The organism is Silvanigrella paludirubra, from assembly GCF_009208775.1.
GTDB lineage: Bacteria > Bdellovibrionota_B > Oligoflexia > Silvanigrellales > Silvanigrellaceae > Silvanigrella > Silvanigrella paludirubra.
In genome coordinates this window covers 21,231-41,229 of record NZ_WFLM01000003.1, presented here as the reverse complement: position 1 = coordinate 41,229, position 19,999 = coordinate 21,231, and the positions used below count along the sequence as shown (strand labels likewise).

The following is a 19,999-nucleotide window of genomic DNA, read 5'->3' as shown; positions in this document are numbered from 1 at the left end:
AAAGAGGTTGTGAAATGTCTATTAATAAAAAGGATCCGCTCCGTAAATCAGAATTTATTACTGCTTCAAGCTCATTGATTCATGAGATTTACTCACTAGAAAATGCTAAAGAAGATAAAAAATATTTAGAAAAAATAGGATTTCCAGGTGAATATCCTTTTACACGCGGTGTCCATTCTAAAATGTACCGAAGTAGTCTTTGGACTATGCGGCAATACGCTGGTTTTGCAACTGCTGAGGAAAGTAACAACAGATATAAATATTTATTAAGTCAAGGACAAACAGGCTTAAGTGTTGCCTTTGATTTGCCTACTCAAATTGGTTACGATTCAGATAGTCCCGAGGCATCTGGTGAAGTAGGAAAAGTAGGAGTGGCTATAGACACTCTTGCTGATATGGAAATATTATTAAATGGAATTCCTTTAGATAAAATATCTACATCTATGACAATAAATGCCTCTGCCTCTGTTTTGCTAGCGCTTTATATTGTAGTTGCCGAAAAGCAAGGTATATCAAGCGATAAATTACGTGGTACGATTCAAAATGATATTTTAAAAGAATATATTTCGAGAGGAACTTATATATATCCTCCAAAACAATCTATGCGAATAATTACAGATATATTTTCTTACTGCAAAAAAAATGTTCCTTTATGGAATACTATTTCTATAAGTGGATACCATATTCGTGAAGCAGGAAGCACTGCTTCCGAAGAAATTGGATTTACATTATCTGATGGGATTGCTTACGTAGAAGCTGCTATAAAATCGGGATTAGATGTAGATGAATTTGCTCCAAGATTGTCTTTCTTTTTTAATAGCTTTACAGACCTTTTAGAAGAGGTTGGTAAATTTAGAGCAGCAAGACGTATTTGGGCTAAAATAATGAAGGAACGTTTTCATGCAAAAAATCCAAAAAGTTTGATGTTACGTTTTCATACACAAACTGCTGGTTCTACGCTCACTGCGCAGCAGCCAGATAATAATATTGTTAGGGTAACAATTCAGGCATTAGCTGCTGTTTTAGGAGGCACTCAAAGTCTTCACACAAATAGTAAAGATGAAGCTCTGGCTTTGCCAACAGAAGAATCCGCTCGCATCGCTTTGCGTACCCAACAAATTATTGCACATGAAAGTGGAGTTGCAGAAACGGTAGATCCGCTTGCAGGCAGCTATTATGTTGAGGCCATAACAGATAGAATTGAAAATGAAGCCTTAGAAATTATTTCAAAAATTGATTCTATGGGTGGAATGGTAAAAGCAATTGAAGAAGGCTTTGTTCAAGCTGCAATTCAAAAATCAGCTTACAAATATCAACAAGACATAGAAAATAAAAATAGAGTTATAGTAGGCGTAAATCAATTTTCAATTGAAGAAAAAGAACAAGAAGGTTTATTGCGTATAGATGACTCCGTTGAAAAAAATCAAATTAATAGATTAAAAAATATAAAAAATACGAGAGATCAAAATGCCGTGAAAACTTCTTTAGCCCATTTAAAAACCGCAGCTAAGGGAACAGATAATTTAATGCCATATATTATTGATGCAGTAAAAGCCTATGCAAGTATAGGTGAAATTTGCAATGTGATGAGAGAAGTATTTGGTGAGTACAAGGAAAATATTATTTTATGAGCGATTCAAGTTTTAAATTAAAAGAAGATAGAAAGTCTTTCCCCTTAATTGAAATTAATTATAATAATAGAAAAACTATTCAAAGACCTTCATGGGATAATTATTTTATTGGAATTGCAGAAGCGGTTTCTAAGCGAAGTCATGATGGTGAAACTCAAGTAGGAGTTGTTTTAATTGATGAAAATAAAAGAATTTTAGCAACGGGTTACAATGGATTTCCACCGGGATGTGATGATACAAAACTCCCAAATTTAAGGCCAGACAAATATCCTTTTATGGTTCATGCAGAAATCAATGCAATTGCAGCATCTAGACAAGATCTAAGAAATTCTTCTCTATATTGTACATATAGTCCTTGTCGAGATTGCGCAAAAGCAATTATTACTGCTGGAATAAAGCAGGTTGTTTTTAAAACGGCTTATAAAAATGAAGATTACGATTTTGTTATGGAATTTATGCGATCTTGTGGCTTAGAAGTTCGCCAATCATCAGAGTAAGATCCTCCTATTTGCATCCTGTCTTTCTTTGATGTAATGAATAGCGTGCTTTAGGCATGTGGATTCATTTTTGGTAAAATTATTTATGATTAAACCTTTTTGTTGTTATTTAATTGTTTTTTATTTATTAAAATTTCAATCATTATTTGGCTTAGAAAACTCAAGTTTTATCATGATAAGCAACTCTCCTAACAAAAAAGAACATGCTGACTATAGAATTCCTCTTGATGTTGATAATGATTTTATAAAAATATCAAATAAAATAAAATTAATAAATTCTGAGTATTTACCTTTGTTTTTATTTTATAAAGAAACAGGTACAAATCATCAAATATGTTCAAAAATGTTGTTTACAGATAACTCCAAGGTATATGAATATTCTGAAATTAAGAAAAATATTTTTTTAGGAATAATGATAGATCCATCTGATAAAATTTTAGATCAATTAAAAAAATCTGTTTTTAAAGGGAAATTAATTATTTCTTACTGGAAAAAGAAAGATATACCTGTATCTGTAATTGTTGACGATAAAGGGATTGTTTATTCTGTTTCAAAAGAGTCTTCTAAAGATATTTCTATTGAGACTATTGGTTTATCTCGTTTAAAAGAAGTTCATATCCATTAATTTTTCTTCTTTAATTATTGTGCTATTGTCTTTAAGCTTTGTCTCTATTTTATAATAAGACTCAATAAAGCTTTTTTAAATTTTTATTTCATAATAAAATATTAATATTTTAATAAAATTAATATCATACACTCTCCTGAACTACCTTTGCTTTTGGTGGTCTCTTATAAAGATAAAAATGAATTAAAACATAATAAATATGGATAATTAGTTGTTTGTTATCCATTCAAAAAAAAAATCCTTGACACATCTTAAACCTCGTTTACTTTCCACGTAAGGTTTGAGGATAACAATTATCCTCCTTTAAAATTAATACTTTTACTTGTGTGGTTTTTCCCCACTCTTTTTGGAGGCTCATTATGAAGATTCGTCCACTTTCAGATCGCATTTTGGTTAAGCGTGTAGCAGAAGAGACTAAAACTGCTGGCGGCATTCTCATTCCAGACAATGCCAAAGAGAAGCCAGTTGAAGCAACTGTAATTGCTGTTGGTAACGGCAAAATACTTGCAGATGGTAATGTTCGCGCAATTGATATTAAAGTAGGCGATCGCGTCCTATTTAGTAAATACAGCGGTACAGAAATCAAAGTTGAAGGTGAAGATCACCTTATTTTACGTGAAGACGACATTCTTGGCGTAATTGGTTAATTTTTTTTGCTTAATAAATTAAACGGAATCATTAGGAGAATTTCATGTCAGCTAAAATGATTAATTTTGGTGAAGATGCGCGTAAAAAAATTCTAGTTGGAGTAAATACTCTGGCAGATGCAGTTAAAGTTACAATGGGACCAAGAGGCCGTAATGTGGCTATTGATAAATCTTTCGGTTCTCCAAACGTTACTAAAGACGGTGTTACTGTTGCAAAAGAAATTGAACTAGAAGATAAATTTGAAAATATGGGCGCTCAAATGGTTAAAGAAGTAGCTTCTAAAACCTCTGATGTCGCTGGTGACGGTACAACTACGGCTACAGTTCTTGCTCAAGCTATTTACCGTGAAGGTGTTAAGCTTGTTGCTGCTGGTCATAATCCAATGGATTTAAAACGCGGTATTGATAAAGCTGTCATTGAAATTACGGCAGAGCTTAAAAAAATTAGTAAACCAATTTCTAGTCACAATGAAATTGCTCAAGTTGGTACAATTTCAGCAAACTCAGATACTACAATCGGAAATATTATTGCTAAAGCAATGGAAGAAGTGGGCAAACAAGGCGTTATTCAAATTGAAGAAGCTAAAGGCATGGAAACAACTTTAGAAGTTGTTAAAGGTATGCAATTTGATCGCGGTTACCTTTCAAACTATTTTGTGAATGACGCAGAAAGAATGGAAGTTAATTACGAAGACGCTTTTGTTCTTATTTTTGATAAAAAACTTTCTTCATTAAAAGATCTTGTTCCAATTCTTGAGAAAGTTGTTCGTACAGGCAAACCACTTTTAATTATTGCTGAAGACGTTGAAGGCGAAGCACTTGCTGCTCTTGTTCTTAACCGTTTACGTGCAAATTTAAAAATTGTTGCTGTTAAAGCACCTGGCTTTGGCGATCGTCGTAAAGCGATGCTTGAAGACATTGCTATATTAACTGGCTCTGCTGTTATTTCTGAAGAGCTTGGCATGAAGCTTGAAGCAACAACAATTGAGCAATTAGGCGTTGCTAAACGCATTCGTTGTGACAAAGACAACACAACAATCATTGACGGCCAAGGTCAAAAACCTGAAATCGAAGCACGCGTTAAACAAATTAGAAAACAAATTGAAGATACAACTTCCGATTACGATCGTGAAAAACTTCAAGAACGTCTTGCTAAATTATCAGGTGGTGTTGCTGTCATTCGTGTTGGCGCAGCTACTGAATCTGAAATGAAAGAAAAGAAAGCGCGCGTTGAAGATGCTCTTCATGCAACACGTGCTGCTGTTGAAGAAGGAATTGTTCCAGGGGGCGGTGTTGCTCTTATTCGTGCGCAAAAAGTTCTTGAAGCTTTACGTGCAAAAGCAACAAACGACGAGCGTTTTGGTATTGATATTATCTCTCGCGCTTCTGAAGAGCCACTTCGTCAAATCGTTTCAAATGGTGGTCATGAACCATCCGTTGTTCTTAATAAAGTTCGCGAAAATACTTCCGCAAACTTTGGCTTTAATGCAAAAGAAGAGCGTTATGAAGACATGGTTGCTTGCGGTATTATCGACCCAACTAAAGTAACACGTTCTGCTTTACAAAACGCAGCATCTGTTGCTTCTTTGTTACTTACAACTGAGTGTATGATTGCTGAGCGTCCAAAAGACGACAAAGCAGCTCCTATGCCAGCTGGCGGTGGATACCCAGGAATGATGTAATATCTTTTTAATTTATATTAAAAAGTTTATTTAAAAGCCTCAATAAAATAGTTTTATTGAGGCTTTTTTTGTATTTCAATTAAATAAAATATTATTTATATTTTTATCAAATTATTTTTATGAATTAAAAAATAGATTAGGTCTTGTATAAAAGATACAATATGTTTTATATTTTACATTGGGTGCCCCGTTATTTTTATTAAAATTATTATATTTAAAGAACGAAAAAGGAATTTAAATAATGGCGGTTAAAAACTCAAGAAGAGATTTTTTAAAAAATACTACAATTTTAAGTTCAGGATTATTTTTTAATTCAAAAATTTCTGCAATTTCAAATAATTATTTAGATATTGCTGTAATAGGTTCAGGAGTTTCAGGTCTTACTTTTTGCTATTTACTTAAAAATCAAAATAAGAATATTCAATTATTTGAATCTAACAATTCTAGGTTAGGAGGAAGAATTCAAACAATTTTAAATTTTAATTCAGATCATCAACATGTTGAGCTTGGTGGAGAGCATATTAATAGTGATCAGCTATTTACAATAAATTTATGCAAAGAACTTAATTTAAAATTAATTGAAGATAATAATCATTCTAATATTTCAAAAGATATATATTTTGCAAATAATGAAAAAAAATCGAAATTAGAAATATTTCAAGAAGCCAAAAAATTAGGTACTATTAATAAAAGAATATTAGATAAATTCACAACAAATAATGAAATTAACTGGCCTGACTATAAAACAAATCAAGAAGCATGGAAAGAATTTGATAATCTTTCCGCTACAGAATATCTTGAAAAATATGCTAAAGATATTGAACCATGGTTTATTCTAATGCTTAATAAAGCATATAGCGCTCTCATGGGACCTGATATGAGTGAAATTAGTTCAATTGTTTTTCTCCAAGTATTTCCAACTGATTTTTCGAGTGAAGAAAAATTCACAATATATAACGGATTAGATGAAAAATATTCTATTAATGGTGGAAATATAAAGTTAATTGAAACTTTAAAAGGATGTTTGTTAAATAAAATTAAAATAAATATGGGTTATAATTTAATAAATATATCAGATAATAAAACATATTTTTTAATAACATTTATAACTCCATTTGGTACAAAAGAAATTAAAGCAAAAAAAATTGTAATGGCAATTCCTTTGGGTGCATTAAGAAAAATAGATAGTTTTAATAAATTAGAATTAAATCCAATAAAATTAAAAAATATAAAAGAACTTGGTTTTGGTACGAATGGAAAATTAATATTAAATTTTGAAAATCGCTTTTGGACAAATGAAAACACTGAACCCAAGCTTTTAAAAAGATTTTTAACTGATGAAATGGGAGGTTGTTTTTGGGAGCCAACTCAATTTCAAGAAGGAAATATGGGTGCTTTAAATACATGGTTTGGCGGTAATTTTGGAAAAAAAATAAATAAAAATCTTATTAAAGAAACATTAGAATTTTATAATAAAGTTTGGCCAAATTCAAAAACGTTTTATAATAATAAATTTGTAGAAAAATATTGGATCGAAGATAAATACACACATGGTTCCTATAGTTGCCCTTTAAAAGGACAAATGACAACATTATTTGGAAATTTTAATGAACCTGAGCTTAACAATAGATTATTTTTTATTGGCGAACACACCAGCTATAATAATTATGGTTATATTGAAGGGGCTGTCGAATCTGCAGTTAATACAGCTAAAAAATATTTTCTCACTTAATATTTTGAGAGAATTAATCTTGTGTATTATTATTTTAAATATTCCAGTAATGATAATTTTAAAAATAATTAATTTGATAAAGTACAGTATAATAAAGAATAATAAGTTTTAAATCCTCTTTTAATTTTTTTATTTCGTAACTTTATTCAAAAAAAATTCTGATTCTTAATTGAATTAAATTTAATAAACATTCATATTTTTAGAGCAATATTCAGGAAAATAATGCAAAAATAATATTTTAGCTAATAATGATGTTTCTTTGTCTGGTCTATAATGTCCTGAAAAATTATTAATTTCAGTGATTTTATTTGTCTTTGTGTTAAAAAAAACTTCACCTGCAGCTATAACGGGTAAATAATTATTGAGAGCAGAATGTGAAGATGCTTTTATACCGTTAATTGCTATATTATTACGACTTTCAATATTATTATCATGCCCTAAAATGATTGCTCCTGATTCGTCAATAACATATCTATAGCGTAAAGATCTTTTAAATTTTATTAAATTATCTATAGTTAGTCTTTGTGGAATTGCAAAATTTATTAGAGGATTTTTAGAGTCTTCTAGAGGAGTATAAATTGAATCATATTTTTTAGAACTCTTAAGTATTGCTAGTAATAAATAATTTGTTAGTTTGTTAGTTTTTTTTAGTTCATATTCTGCTAATTTTAATAAAGTGCTATAATCAGAGTTTGAATAAAAATTTGTACTAGACCTATCTTTATTTAAATTTTTTACTCCTGTTTTAAGAAAAAATACAATAACATATAATAAATATCTGTAATATTCAGTTGTACTTTCATGCCTTGTAAAAGAAAAATTTTTATGAATTGTATCAGAAATTAATGAATGTATTTTAATTATTTTAGATTTATTTAAATCTTCATCATTATTTAAATTTTTTAAATAATCATTATAAATTTTAGCAATTGTTTTTGGCATAAATTTTATTTGATTATTGGATAAAATAATTTTATCCCCACCAAAACCCATAAATCCTAATTCAAAACGTTTGCTCTCAATATTTTGTCTAATTTTATGAAGAAAATATCCATATGTAATCATTTTTATTCCTTAATAAATCTTATTTTTATAGAATTTAATTTACTATTATATAATTATTTTTTAAAATCCCAAAAATTATTTACTTTTTTGTTTATATATTCAATATAATCTTCTTTATCTAAAGAAATATTTTTTTCTAGATCCTCAATTAAAAATTTTTCTATTGCATTCTTACAAAAAATTTTTCTTTCATTGGATAAAAAAATTTGTTTCTTGATGCGTTTTAATTCAATAAATAAATTTGAATATATTATTGCTACGTCGTTACCATCAAAAGGTTTATACAATTTATTTCTTAATGATTTAAAATAAGCGTCTTGTCTAAGATAAAATAAATTTGCCCAAAATTGAAGTATTGGAGCTAAAACTTTATAATCTGCTTTTTGTATTGAAAATAAAACAGATTTAAAACAATCCATTTCTAACAAAGTAAAAGAACTAGAATTTGCGTTTTGAAATAATAACGGTATTTTTATTGTCATTTCATTATTTAGTCTTTTTGGAGAAGTATTTTCGGAAAGAATTTTTTTTAATAAATTGTAATAAGACGTTTGGGAAAATTCTGATGTATTGACATTAGAAGGAGCTTTTAATAAAGAATTAAATTCATCAAAAGTAATATAGCCAGCTCCTAAAGAGCCAACATAAAGACTAAATCCGTTTAAAAAGTAGGGGTCTTCTGATTCTATGGATTCCGTATTTTTGTCAAATAAATATTTTTGGTGAAGAAAAACGCATTTTAAATTTTCTAATTTATTCATATTAAATCCATAAAGAACTATTTTCATTAAAGATTGTGCTCGTTCTCTATGTGATCGCCATCCCCAACTTTTTAAATAACTATTTAACATATTAATTATATTCTGATAATTTAAACTTTTTAAATATATTTGTGCTTTTAATGGATTATGATCTTGTTTATAAAAAGAATCAAAAATCATAGTATTTTCCTATATTAATAATAAATTTAATATTTTTGTCTTACGTCCTGTTGGCAATTTTAGTTGTAATAAATTAAAATATAATTAAATTAATTACAAGATATATTTTAAAAAACTATTTATTTTAGAGTAAAAATTGTTTATTATATAAAATACCATTTTATTAAATTTCTTTGAAAAGATTATATCAAAAACAATAAAGAGATTATTTAAATAAAAAAATTTAATTATTCCAAAGATAATCATTCAAAAAAATCTTACAATTTGTGAATTAATTACTTCTAAGTTTGTTCTAAAAATATTTGAAATAAAAATATTTTGTGTTCCAGTATAAAATATTCTACTTGTATTGGGAATTCTTAATCCAAAAGATGGCCTATAATATTTATATTTTACATTAAATTTTGAAAATGATATGTTATTTATATTTGCTACAATAATAAAATCAATATATTTGTCTTTATATTTTTGAACAACTTGAATGTTTCTAGATGAACAAGAGGATAAATAATCATTCACCTTTAAGGAATGTTCTTCGTTTAACTTAAAATATACTGTTTCAATTAGAATACTAGGACTATTTACATATAGACTTATAAAATCTCCTTCAACTATAATATTATTACCTAAATAAGATAATTTTTCATATTGGTTTAAATTTTCAACACAATAGAGTTGTGTTTTTTCAGATGAATATGCAGTTGGTTCTGATAAAATAAATAGAAAATTAAATATAAATTTCATTTTATTCATTTTTATATTCCTTAATTTTTAAAATATTATCATAAATTTTTTGACATATTTCTTCTATAGGTAAACAACTTAAGCTTTTAATAGAAAAAGGATTTTGTAGTTGTATTCCAATTTCATCTAATGATAAAAGCGGATATGCAACTAATCCACAAATAAATGATGTATAAAACTCATTTTTATCACTTAAGCAAAATGGGAGTAAAATTAAAAATAAAAGTATAAATCTTCTTATTTTTATAGCTAATACAAAAGGTATTGGTGTACTTGATATTCTTTCACATGCTCCTACAGCATCAAGTAATAAAAATCTTTCATTCTGCGCTTGATTGTAGCTGTAATTATCTAATCCATTACCTCTTAGTTCTTTAATAAGGCAATCTATTTTTAAAGCAAGAAGAGTTGGCTTATGCTCTGATTTAATAATTTTTTCTATATCTTCTTTATCTAATAATGAATATACTTTTGGATGAATTTCTTGATTTCTAAGATTTGACATTATAATATAAGGCCAACAAGAAATATAATTTAAAATTTTATTTATTTTTTCTTTATCATTACTACAATAGCAATAAATTATTATAGCTAAATTTCTACTTTGATTTACAATTTGACCCCAATGTTTTCTAGCTTCCCACCATCTTTCTAAACCTGCATTTATTCTTAATACAAGAAGAACACTTAAGGCAAATCCTGTGTATTGGAAAGGGCTTAAGGATAAAGTAGGTAAAGGAATAAATCGATTTATTTTGCTTACTAAAAAAGAATAGATCATTATTAGTAAAACTCTATGTAAAACTTTGGGTGTTACAGAACCATTCCAAGTTAGAGCTGTTTTAACGAATGAATTTTTTTCATGCTTATTAAAATAATTTAAATTTTTATAGTTCAAATCTATTTGATTCATCTATTAACTCTTTTTTTACTTTAGATGTGTTGACAAACTCTTTATATTTTTGGTCAAAAATTCTAATTTCACCATTTTTTAGTTGGTATATCCATTCATAAATTCGAATTTTTTCTTTTCTTAATGCTGACGAAACAGAAGTTTAAAACGTCTATTGCAAATTTTAAAGATGCTTCTTCACTTCCACCTGAAGCACGAAATGGGTGATAATATTTTCAGCATTATGAATGATAAATAATTTTTTTTTAAAATGGAAAAATATTTTCCGTAAATCTTCTTAAACCAGGCATTAGATTTTTCATTTGAACTCCTAATTTTTATTTTAAAATATTTAATTAAATATGATTCTAAATAAATATATTTATTTATCAATAGTATTTTTAATTTGTTGAAATGAAAAATATGTTTTAAAATTTAAGAAATATTTCAAATAAATTGAATTATTTCTTTTTAAATAAATAAGAATAATGTCCGTAGCCTTCTTTTTCTAATTGAGCGGCAGGTATAAAACGTAGCGAAGCGGAATTAATACAGTATCTTTTTTTAGTGGGTCCAGGACCATCATCGAAGACGTGACCTAAATGCGATTTTCCAAATTTTGATTTTACTTCAGTTCTTGTTTCTGAAGGGAGAGATTGGTCTTTAGAAAAGTTTATATACTTATCATCTATTGGTTTTGTAAAACTTGGCCATCCTGTCCCTGAGTCATACTTATCAGTAGAACTAAAGAGGGGCTCACCTGTTACGACATCGACATAAATACCTGGTTCTTTATTATTCCAATAAGCATTATCAAATGCTCTTTCGGTTCCTTCTTTTTGAGTAACTTCAATTTGAAGGGGGGTTAATTTCTTTAGTTGTTCATTTTTATCAACTTTTTCAAATTTAGAGTCTGTTTTATCAGCCATTGCGTATCCAACCATAATAAAAAAAGCAATTAAGGATAAGAAAATTCTTTTATAGTCAATCATTATAAATAAATTCCCTTCTCAAACAATTGTCAATATGTTATTATATCATAAGTTAGTTTATAATATATCAAAAAAATGACAAATATATGAAACTAAAATGATATTAATATTTTAAAGTTATAACGCAAACAGCATTTTAAAACAAAATTTTTTATTATGCAATTAAAATTAAATTTTAAACTCTAATGTTCTAAATTAAGTAACAAAAATAAAACTTTATTTAGCGCTCATTCAAAAATATAGTAATGAATTCTTTTTGGTAAAAAAAATGAAAAAATAATAATACTATCTGTAGTATTAAAAAAAATAGGTTGAATTCAAAATCGTTTTTCTGTTATATATTTTTTTATTAGACAGATGATAATTTCTTTAATCGGAATGATTTATAAATACTATGAAAGTTTTGGAGGCAAAATGAATGACTCATTTCATAATTCAAATAGAATTTATTTTGATTGTAATGCAACCACTCCAATTTTAAAGGATGCATGCCAAGCGGTTTTATGTACGATGGAAAAAGTTTATGGAAATCCAAGTAGTACACATATGGCTGGTGCCGAAGCAAAAATGATTTTAGAGAGAGCCCGCATTTTTGCTAGTGAAGTGATACAAGCAAAACCTTCCGAAATTTTTTTTACAAGTGGTGCCACAGAGGCTATTCAAATTTCAGTTTTATCTTTATTGCAATGGATTTCTGCTCAAAAAAAATTGGGAACTAATTTTGAAAATAAAAAAATATTAATCTCCGCAACAGAACATAAAGCAGTTCCTAATGCTGTAGAACATTGGTGTAAAGTTCTGGGATTAGATATTGAAATAATTACAATTCCTGTAAATGAAAAAGGGCATCTTAATTTAAATGTAATAGAGGAACATGCTCAAGAAACTATTTTTTTATGTACTATGGCTGTAAATAACGAAACAGGGTTAATTACAAATTTAAAAAATATTGAAAAAATTATAAGAAAGCAGGCGCATCATATATATTGGTTGGTTGATTCTGTCCAAGCTTTAGGAAAAATAGATTTAAAATTATCAGAATTAAGCATTGATTATGCAACATTTAGTGGTCATAAAATACACGCTCCAAAAGGAATCGGTTTTTTATATTTAAGAGAAAATGCTCCGCAGTGTCCTTTAATTGTAGGTGGAGGGCAAGAACAGGGCGTACGATCTGGCACTGAAAATCTTCCAGGAATTGCAGCAATAGGTGTAGTTTTAGAGAAATTAAATCAGAGAAAAAAGGGGATTGAATCTTCTCAATTACGTTCTGAAAAAGAATTATTTGAATTTAGAAATATATTATTAAATGCACTAAATGAAGCCTTTCCTTCAATAGAGTTTAATACCGATTTGGAAGAGTCAGTTCCTACAACATTAAATTTTTCTATTTACGGTCTATTATCAAAAGAAATTATGAATGCATTTGATGCTGCTGGAATTAGTATAAGCGGAGGGTCTGCTTGTAATTCTAAATCAATCGAATATAGTCACGTTTTATGCGCGATGAATTTACCTGAGTGGAAAAAAGCATCAGGTGTTCGATTATCTTTCAGTATGATGACAACAAAAAATGAAATATTAAATGGTGTTCAAGCTATATTAGCAGCGGGTAAAGCGTTTCGAAATTCTTGCTTAAACTTATCATGCAGTATTGAAAATAATAATTTAGATAAAATACCAGATAAAAGTTCATTTCATGGTGTAATTCAATTTCAATATGACTATTCAAATACCTGGTTATTAGTAGATAGCAACACAAAAAATTGTATTATTATAGATCCTACAATAGAAAGTATGGATAGAATTGCAAGTTTTATTCAATGCAGAAATTTGTCTGTACAAGCTGTATTAGATACTCATTCACATGCTGATCATGAGTCATCAAGAAAAAAACTTTTAAATAAATTAAACTTGATAGATAATTCAAATGATATTTTAGGTTGGCCAGGAGATGAAAATATACTTCTTTTTAATTCAAACGAGTGGGAAATAGAAAGGCTTGGAACTCCAGGTCACACAAAAGATAGTGTTTCTTATTTAGTTTACAATAAAACGAATGAAGAAAAATTAGAATTTGTTTTTGTAGGCGATACTATTTTAACAGGAGGATTAGGTAGAACGGATTTTGGAATTAGTGCTGTAAATCAATTTTATAATACTCTCCATTTATTAAACAAAAAATTTGATGATAATGTCCTTTTATGTCCAGCTCATGACTATAATAATAGTTTTGCGACTACTTGGGGTGTTGAAAAAAATACAAATAAATTATTAGAAAAAGCAATAAACCCATTTAATGTAATGAGTCTAAATGAATTTTGTGAAGAAAAAAAATTAATTGATTCTGAATTGTGCTCAAATAAAGTTCAAGGAAAAATAATTTGTGGATTAATTCAAAGTTCAGTTCATATAGAAGATAAATCAGAACCAACAATAAATCCTGAAAAGTTAAATAATGAAGACTTTATTTTAATTGATATCAGAGATAAAACAGAATCTCTTTTATTTAAAGATTGGAACATATTTGGAATTGAGTTTGAACCTATTAGTATTCCAATGATACAAATAACAAATTTAATGATAGACTTGCTTCAAAAAAAATCGAACTTTTTAAATAAAAAAATCGTTTTATTATGCTCAACAGGAAATCGTTCTTTATATATTGCTAAAAGCTTTAGGCGTATGGGATTTCAAAATGTCTGGAGTATTAATGGTGGTGTTGCTTTTTCTAGATTAAGAAGTGATGAAAAATTAAATAATGATTTTTAAATAAATAATATAATAATAAATAATAAGGAATTTTTATGAGCCATAATTCGGAGTTTATTATTCATCCTGGTAAATTATCATTAAATGATTTAAATAATATTTATAAAAATAAATTTAGTAAGTTCTCATTAAATAAAGAGTCGAAATATTTTATAGATGCCTCTGTCAAAAATGTTCAAGATCTATTTTCACAAAAAGAAGTGAAAGCAGTATATGGAGTTAATACAGGATTTGGTAAACTTGCTAATACAAGAATTCAAGAGTCTGATTTATCTATTCTGCAACATAATTTAGTTATGTCACATTGCACTGGAGTAGGTAATTTATTAGATAATAATTTAGTTAAATTAATTGCTATTATAAAAGTAGCAAGTTTAGGAAGAGGCTATTCGGGAGTCCGATACGAATTGCTCGAATCTCTTTTAAATTTAATTAATCATGAATATTATCCTTGTATTCCCACGAAAGGTTCAGTTGGAGCTTCTGGCGATTTAGCGCCTCTGGCTCATTTAGTTTCCCCATTAATAGGGGTTGGTTATGTTCGAAAAAATGATCAAGTTATTACAGCTATTGAAGCACTAAAAGAGTGTAATATAGAAAAATTTGAATTACAGCCCTTAGAAGGATTATCGTTATTAAATGGAACTCAGGTTTCAACAGCTCTTGCATTAAAAGGTCTTTTTAAAATCCAAGATGTATTTGAAGCGGCGCTTGTTGCAGGAGCAATGTCTGTTGAGGCTTTAAACGGTAAATTAGAGCCATTTGACTCAAGAATTCATGAGTTAAGAGGGCATAAAGGTCAAATGGTAGTTGCTGAAAAAATAAAATGTTTATTGAATGAAAAAAATCAATCAAGCGAAGATCATAATTCAGGTAAAGTGCAAGATCCTTATTCGTTACGTTGTCAACCGCAAGTAATGGGGGCTTGTCTTGATCAAATCAATTCAATTGCAAATATTTTAGAAATTGAAGCAAATGCAGTTACAAATAATCCTATTTCATTTTCTGATACAAAAGAGTTTATTTCAGGAGGAAATTTTCATGCAGAGCCCGTTGCCTTTGCTGCAGATATTTTAGCAATTGTATGTTCTGAAATTGCTTCTTTATCAGAAAGAAGAATTTCATTAATGGTAGATTCTAATTTTAGTGGATTACCTCCATTTTTAGTAAATAATAGTGGTTTAAATTCTGGATTTATGATAGCTCAGGTAACAGCGGCAGCTTTAGTAAGTGAAAATAAATCGAGATCGTTTCCTTGTTCTGTTGATAGTATCCCTACTTCAGCAAACCAAGAAGATCATGTTAGCATGGCCACTCATGCAGCAAATCGTCTAAGCGAAATGTCTGACAATTCAAGTTATGTAATTGCTATAGAGTTGTTATCAGCTGCCCAAGCCATGGATTTAAAAAATGGTTTTCAAGCTTCAAATAAAATTAAAAAAGTTTATCAAGAAATAAGAAATCTAGTTCCATTTTACGAAAAAGATAGATACTTTGCAGATGATATTGAAAAAGTAAAAAATTATATTTTTCAAAATTCATTTTTAAATTTTTATTAGTGACTTTTTCATAATGAGTTATTTTAATGTTAGATAATTATATTATAAATAAAAATGAAGTACATATTTGGATTATTAAAATTCCTTATGTATATTTTAATATAAATTTTCATTCTAGTGTTTCATCAAGATTTAAATTAAATTTAAATCATTTTCTTTTTATAAAAGATTTTAATAAGTTAATGATTAACGAAAAAGATATTAAAAAAGGATTCAGTTTTTATCAGGCACGAGACCAAATATGTTCTTTAATTTCAAAATACTCATTACGATTATTGCTAAATAATTATTTAAATTTAAAATTTCAAAATTACGATTTTGAGTATAATAAGTATTCTAAACCTTTTCTTCCTTTTGATATAAATAAATTAAATTTACATTTTAATTTGTCACATTCAGGAGAATATATATTAGTTTCTTTAAATTCTAATGACAATATAGGAACTGATATTGAATACATTAATTCTAATATTGATTTTGAGTGTTTAAAAGATCAATTTTTCTCAAAATATGAATTAGAGATATGGAAAAAATTAAATGAAATTGAAAAAATAGAATATTTTTATAAAATTTGGGCATGTAAAGAGTCTATTTTAAAAGGGATTGGTATGGGTTTTTCCTATTCACCAAGTAATATTTCATTTGATTTTATTTCTGATAATAATGCTAAAATAATTCATTCATCATTTTGTCTTGAAGAGAGTGATTTTAGTCAATGGAAAACGAATTTATTTAAAATTGATAATAAATATCAGTCCGCTTTTTCTGTTAGAAAAAATACATTCCAGGTTAAATATATAAATTGGAATTGGGAAAAAAATATAATTTAGTTTGTGAGTATTTTACCACCATAGACATTTCCTAAAATTTTGCTTCCATTTATAAGGATAACTTTTCCTAAATTGCTTTCAAAAATGATATCTCCATCAACAGTAGAATTGTCTATGTATAAAAATTCTTCTCTACTATCAATTCTATGTTTCATAATATAAATATCTTTTGTAACTGTACCGTCATTTAATTCTATTTTTGAAGAAGTTATAAATATAGGTTTTTCAAATTTTGTTGATGAAGTTACAAGCATTCCATCTATATTTACTTTACCGTTTACTATACTACTCTGATAAAGAAATAATTCACCATTAATTTTAATATCGTTTAAACTTGCATTTGATGCTACAAGCTTTCCAGATACAAAAGTATTTTCTAAAATAGTAACATTTTCTAAATTTACATATCCATAATGCATTATGCATTTTTTTATAGAGTTTTCTATGGTTATTTTTCCACTAAATCCTGCACATGAATACCTTAGTAGGTAGTATATAAATGTTGAGAGAGTTAAAATTGCTAGAAAAATCGAAGAAATTTTTTTCATAATTACTCTAATTAATTTATTTTAATTATAAATAATTAAATGAAAACAAAAATTTTATTATTTATTAAATATGTTTCCATTTTATTGGGAAAATACTAAATTATTATTTAATTTAAGTCAAATTTTAGAATTTTTATTATTATTTATTTTTGGTATTCTATTTGTTCTGATTATTCAAGAAAAATAGCTTCATCTTTAATGTCATTTGGAAGGGTTAGTTTAAAACGGTTTAATTCATATTTGCTAAAAATAAACTTTCCTTCTTGCAAATAAATTGGAAATAATGAGCTTGGTAGTAAATTAGGATTATTTAGGAGTTTTTCAGCTATTTCTGAAGCTGTTTTTCCTTGACTTGCTCCAGTCATAACAAGTCCACCCATTGCCTTATTTTTTCCTACAGTAAAGTCCCAGAATGCAAAAAGTGGTATTTTTGTATTCTGAGCGCTCCAGTTCATTACTTTTTCGGAATCTACATTTTTATTATTTTCGTCTGTTAAAGTGGAATATAGCCCCGTTACAATTGCATCATAATGTCCTGGAGCTTCTAAAATTCGTTTTTGCCATTCGGCATATGTTGAATTTAAGTAAATATCATATGTAATACCTGAAAAAACTATTGAGGGTTTTCCAGAAAAAAAATCTTCATGAACAATTTGTGAAGTTCTATCACTATCAAATAAAATTAAAACTTTTTTTGTGTTTGGAATAAGATCTTTAATAAAAATAGCAGATCTTCTCATTAAAGGTCGCTCTAAAACGCCTGTAATATATTTTGGTTCTTTGTCAAAATAAACTCTTGGATTATTATTTATTCCTAAATAAACAGTTCTCATTTTATTATCTTCAAGTCTTGGTCCTACAAATTTTAGAGCGGCGTCATCTCCAACTATTGTTAATATAGGCTTGATTTTTTGAATAAGTTCCCAAGCTTTATTTCCCATTTTTTCATGTTCTATTTTAGGTATTCGTTTGGTATCCATTTCAAAAAACGTCAAATTATATTTTTTTCCAAATTTATCTTTTAATACTTTACAATAATCTGCATCCCACTTGTAACTTTTACTATAGCTTTCGATTATAACAATATCTTTTTTACCAGCATAGGAATAAATTGGTGTTAATAAAATTACTATAAATAAAATATTTTTAATTAAAAAATTTATTGACATAATTTTCTCCACGTCTTATAAAAAAGAATATATTTATTTTAATATTTTAAGTTTAAAAATTCCAAGATAATAATAACGTGAGCCAAAACTTTGGCTCTATAAGTTTAAATATAAATTCCAAACTCGTTAAAATTTTCTTTATTTAGGTAATGCTTAGGCTTTAATAGTTCAATTATTAATGAAAGATCTTCTTTATTCCCAGCACACCAAACAAAAGACTGAATATCTTTTTTAGATTGAGTGCCTGTAACAATGTTTTGAAGGTTTTTAATTTTAATAAATTCATTTAAATGTTTTTCAAAATGTTCAGCAGTTCCTTTTGAATCTTTTCCAAAATAATCCCAAATGCACGCTATCATTTTAATACTCCAAATTTTTTTTATTCAATAAATTCTGCACCACCCATATATTTTTGCAAGGCTTTTGGAATTCGAATTCGGCCATCTGCTGTTTGGTGATTTTCAATTAATGGTATTAATACTCTTGGAGTTGCTACAGCAGTATTGTTTAAAGTAAAACAAAATTGGTTTTTGCCATTTTCATCGCGAGTTCTTATTTTTAATCTTCTAGCTTGATAATCATAAAAACTAGAACAACTATGTGTTTCTCCATAATTATTACGACTTGGCATCCATGTTTCAATGTCGTTCTTTTTCACTTGGCCTTGTCCAAGATCCCCTGTGCAGACTTGTACAACTCGATAGGGAAGTTCTAATAATTTTAATAAATCTTCAGCATTTTTTAATAATTCTGCATGAAGTTTATCGCTTTTTTCTAAATTAGGTTCGCAAATAACAACTTGCTCAATTTTTTGAAACTGATGAACTCTATAAAGACCTTTTGTATCTTTTCCTGCAGCGCCTGCTTCTCTGCGGAAACAAGTAGACCAAGCACACATTTTTACTGGTAACTGTGAGGGCTCTAAAATTTCATTTTGATGGTAGCTTGCTAGTGGTACTTCCGAAGTACCCACTAACCACATGTCGTCTTTTTCTACGTAATAAGCTTGGTCCGCACCACCAGGTAGATAACCCGTTCCTTCCATAGCGCTTGTTCTTACTAAAACAGGAACTGTATATTGCTTATAACCGCGAGATTTTAAGAGATCTAATGCTAAGGAATGGACTGCTCTCTCAAGTTCAGCTCCTGCGCCTAAAAGAAAATAACTACGGCTTCCTGCAATTGTAGTCCCTCTTTCAAAATCAATAATTCCAAGTTTTCTAGATAGTTCAATATGATCTTTAGGGCTAAAGGAAAAGTTAGGCACTTCTCCTACTTTTCTAATTTCCACATTATCGAGATCAGATGAACCTATAGGTGTGTCTTCAGAAGGAATACTAGGTATGGTCAATAAAAGCTTATCAAAATCAGATTCCACTTCTCTAAGAAGTTTTTCGGCTTCTTCTAGTAAGGGACCCATTTGTCTCATTTGAGAAACAAGATTTTCACGTTCTTCTTTGCTTTTTGCTTTTTTTACAGCATCGGAGCCTTCGTTTCGTTTATTTCTTAATTCTTCCGTTTCCTTGATACATTTAGAACGTTTTTCGTAAAGTTCTGTAAAAAGGGCTGGATTAAAGTCAAATTTCTTATTTTTTGCAGCAATTGCAATTGCTTCTAAATTATCTCGGATAAATTTGGGATCAAGCATGGTATAGTTACGCCTTTCCTGAAAA

The 19,999-nt window shown here is 28.1% G+C and carries 18 protein-coding genes; 9 read left to right on the top strand and 9 right to left on the bottom strand.

Going from position 1 to position 19,999, the window contains the following annotated elements; all coding sequences use genetic code 11:
- The first annotated feature begins 14 nt into the window (after positions 1–14).
- From GCL60_RS07690 to GCL60_RS07665, 6 genes are all read left to right on the top strand, one after another.
- On the top strand, positions 15–1,631 hold the full coding sequence (locus tag GCL60_RS07690; RefSeq protein ID WP_153419898.1) for an acyl-CoA mutase large subunit family protein: 1,617 nt from the start codon (positions 15–17) through the stop codon (positions 1,629–1,631).
- On the top strand, positions 1,628–2,128 hold the full coding sequence (locus GCL60_RS07685; protein ID WP_153419896.1) for a deoxycytidylate deaminase: 501 nt from the start codon (positions 1,628–1,630) through the stop codon (positions 2,126–2,128). Before GCL60_RS07690 ends, GCL60_RS07685 begins: the two co-directional genes overlap by 4 nt.
- A gap of 85 nt (positions 2,129–2,213) precedes the next feature.
- Entirely contained in the window at positions 2,214–2,753 is a 540-nt protein-coding gene (locus GCL60_RS07680) for a hypothetical protein (RefSeq protein WP_153419893.1), read from the top strand.
- A gap of 359 nt (positions 2,754–3,112) precedes the next feature.
- Positions 3,113–3,400 (top strand): co-chaperone GroES, encoded by a 288-nt coding sequence (gene groES / locus GCL60_RS07675; RefSeq protein WP_153419891.1) that lies wholly within the window; start codon positions 3,113–3,115, stop codon positions 3,398–3,400.
- A 44-nt stretch (positions 3,401–3,444) separates the two neighbouring features.
- Positions 3,445–5,082 (top strand): chaperonin GroEL, encoded by a 1,638-nt coding sequence (gene groL, locus GCL60_RS07670; RefSeq protein WP_153419889.1) that lies wholly within the window; start codon positions 3,445–3,447, stop codon positions 5,080–5,082.
- 241 nt (positions 5,083–5,323) lie between these two features.
- Positions 5,324–6,814 carry a flavin monoamine oxidase family protein gene (locus GCL60_RS07665; protein ID WP_153419887.1) on the top strand — a complete coding sequence of 497 codons (1,491 nt, stop codon included), beginning with the start codon at positions 5,324–5,326 and terminating at the stop codon, positions 6,812–6,814.
- Between the two features lie 180 nt (positions 6,815–6,994).
- Here the strand turns inward: GCL60_RS07665 and GCL60_RS07660 are convergent, their stop codons facing one another.
- The 5 genes from GCL60_RS07660 to msrB form a co-directional block, all read right to left on the bottom strand.
- Positions 6,995–7,879: a hypothetical protein gene (locus tag GCL60_RS07660; RefSeq protein WP_153419885.1), complete on the bottom strand. Its 885-nt coding sequence runs from the start codon at positions 7,877–7,879 to the stop codon at positions 6,995–6,997.
- Between the two features lie 53 nt (positions 7,880–7,932).
- On the bottom strand, positions 7,933–8,820 hold the full coding sequence (locus GCL60_RS07655) for a hypothetical protein (RefSeq protein WP_153419883.1): 888 nt from the start codon (positions 8,818–8,820) through the stop codon (positions 7,933–7,935).
- A gap of 246 nt (positions 8,821–9,066) precedes the next feature.
- Positions 9,067–9,573, bottom strand: a complete 507-nt coding sequence (locus tag GCL60_RS07650) for a hypothetical protein (protein ID WP_153419881.1) — start codon at positions 9,571–9,573, stop codon at positions 9,067–9,069.
- Positions 9,566–10,477 (bottom strand): bestrophin family protein, encoded by a 912-nt coding sequence (locus GCL60_RS07645; RefSeq protein WP_153419878.1) that lies wholly within the window; start codon positions 10,475–10,477, stop codon positions 9,566–9,568. The genes GCL60_RS07650 and GCL60_RS07645 overlap by 8 nt, the downstream gene beginning before the upstream one ends.
- A gap of 440 nt (positions 10,478–10,917) precedes the next feature.
- Positions 10,918–11,400 carry a peptide-methionine (R)-S-oxide reductase MsrB gene (msrB, locus tag GCL60_RS07640; protein WP_153420629.1) on the bottom strand — a complete coding sequence of 161 codons (483 nt, stop codon included), beginning with the start codon at positions 11,398–11,400 and terminating at the stop codon, positions 10,918–10,920.
- A gap of 462 nt (positions 11,401–11,862) precedes the next feature.
- On the opposite strand from msrB, the gene GCL60_RS07635 reads away from it, so the two are divergent.
- From GCL60_RS07635 to GCL60_RS07625, 3 genes are read left to right on the top strand one after another with little or no spacing between them, the layout of a single operon-like run.
- The gene (locus tag GCL60_RS07635; RefSeq protein WP_161998129.1) at positions 11,863–14,220 is read left to right on the top strand and encodes an aminotransferase class V-fold PLP-dependent enzyme; all 2,358 of its coding nucleotides are present in this window, start codon (positions 11,863–11,865) and stop codon (positions 14,218–14,220) included.
- 35 nt (positions 14,221–14,255) lie between these two features.
- Positions 14,256–15,779 carry a histidine ammonia-lyase gene (hutH, locus tag GCL60_RS07630; RefSeq protein ID WP_153419874.1) on the top strand — a complete coding sequence of 508 codons (1,524 nt, stop codon included), beginning with the start codon at positions 14,256–14,258 and terminating at the stop codon, positions 15,777–15,779.
- A 26-nt stretch (positions 15,780–15,805) separates the two neighbouring features.
- Positions 15,806–16,609: a 4'-phosphopantetheinyl transferase family protein gene (locus tag GCL60_RS07625; RefSeq protein ID WP_153419872.1), complete on the top strand. Its 804-nt coding sequence runs from the start codon at positions 15,806–15,808 to the stop codon at positions 16,607–16,609.
- Here the strand turns inward: GCL60_RS07625 and GCL60_RS07620 are convergent.
- The 4 genes from GCL60_RS07620 to serS all read right to left on the bottom strand — a co-directional run bounded on the left by GCL60_RS07620 (position 16,606) and on the right by serS (position 19,974).
- On the bottom strand, positions 16,606–17,157 hold the full coding sequence (locus tag GCL60_RS07620; RefSeq protein WP_153419870.1) for a hypothetical protein: 552 nt from the start codon (positions 17,155–17,157) through the stop codon (positions 16,606–16,608). The two genes, GCL60_RS07625 and GCL60_RS07620, sit on opposite strands and share 4 nt — an antisense overlap.
- A 170-nt stretch (positions 17,158–17,327) precedes the next feature.
- Positions 17,328–18,326, bottom strand: coding sequence for an ABC transporter substrate-binding protein (locus GCL60_RS07615; RefSeq protein ID WP_153419868.1), 999 nt, complete (start codon positions 18,324–18,326; stop codon positions 17,328–17,330).
- A gap of 104 nt (positions 18,327–18,430) precedes the next feature.
- Positions 18,431–18,685 (bottom strand): hypothetical protein, encoded by a 255-nt coding sequence (locus GCL60_RS07610; RefSeq protein ID WP_153419865.1) that lies wholly within the window; start codon positions 18,683–18,685, stop codon positions 18,431–18,433.
- 20 nt (positions 18,686–18,705) lie between these two features.
- On the bottom strand, positions 18,706–19,974 hold the full coding sequence (gene serS, locus GCL60_RS07605; protein ID WP_153419863.1) for a serine--tRNA ligase: 1,269 nt from the start codon (positions 19,972–19,974) through the stop codon (positions 18,706–18,708).
- Positions 19,975–19,999: the final 25 nt, after the last annotated feature.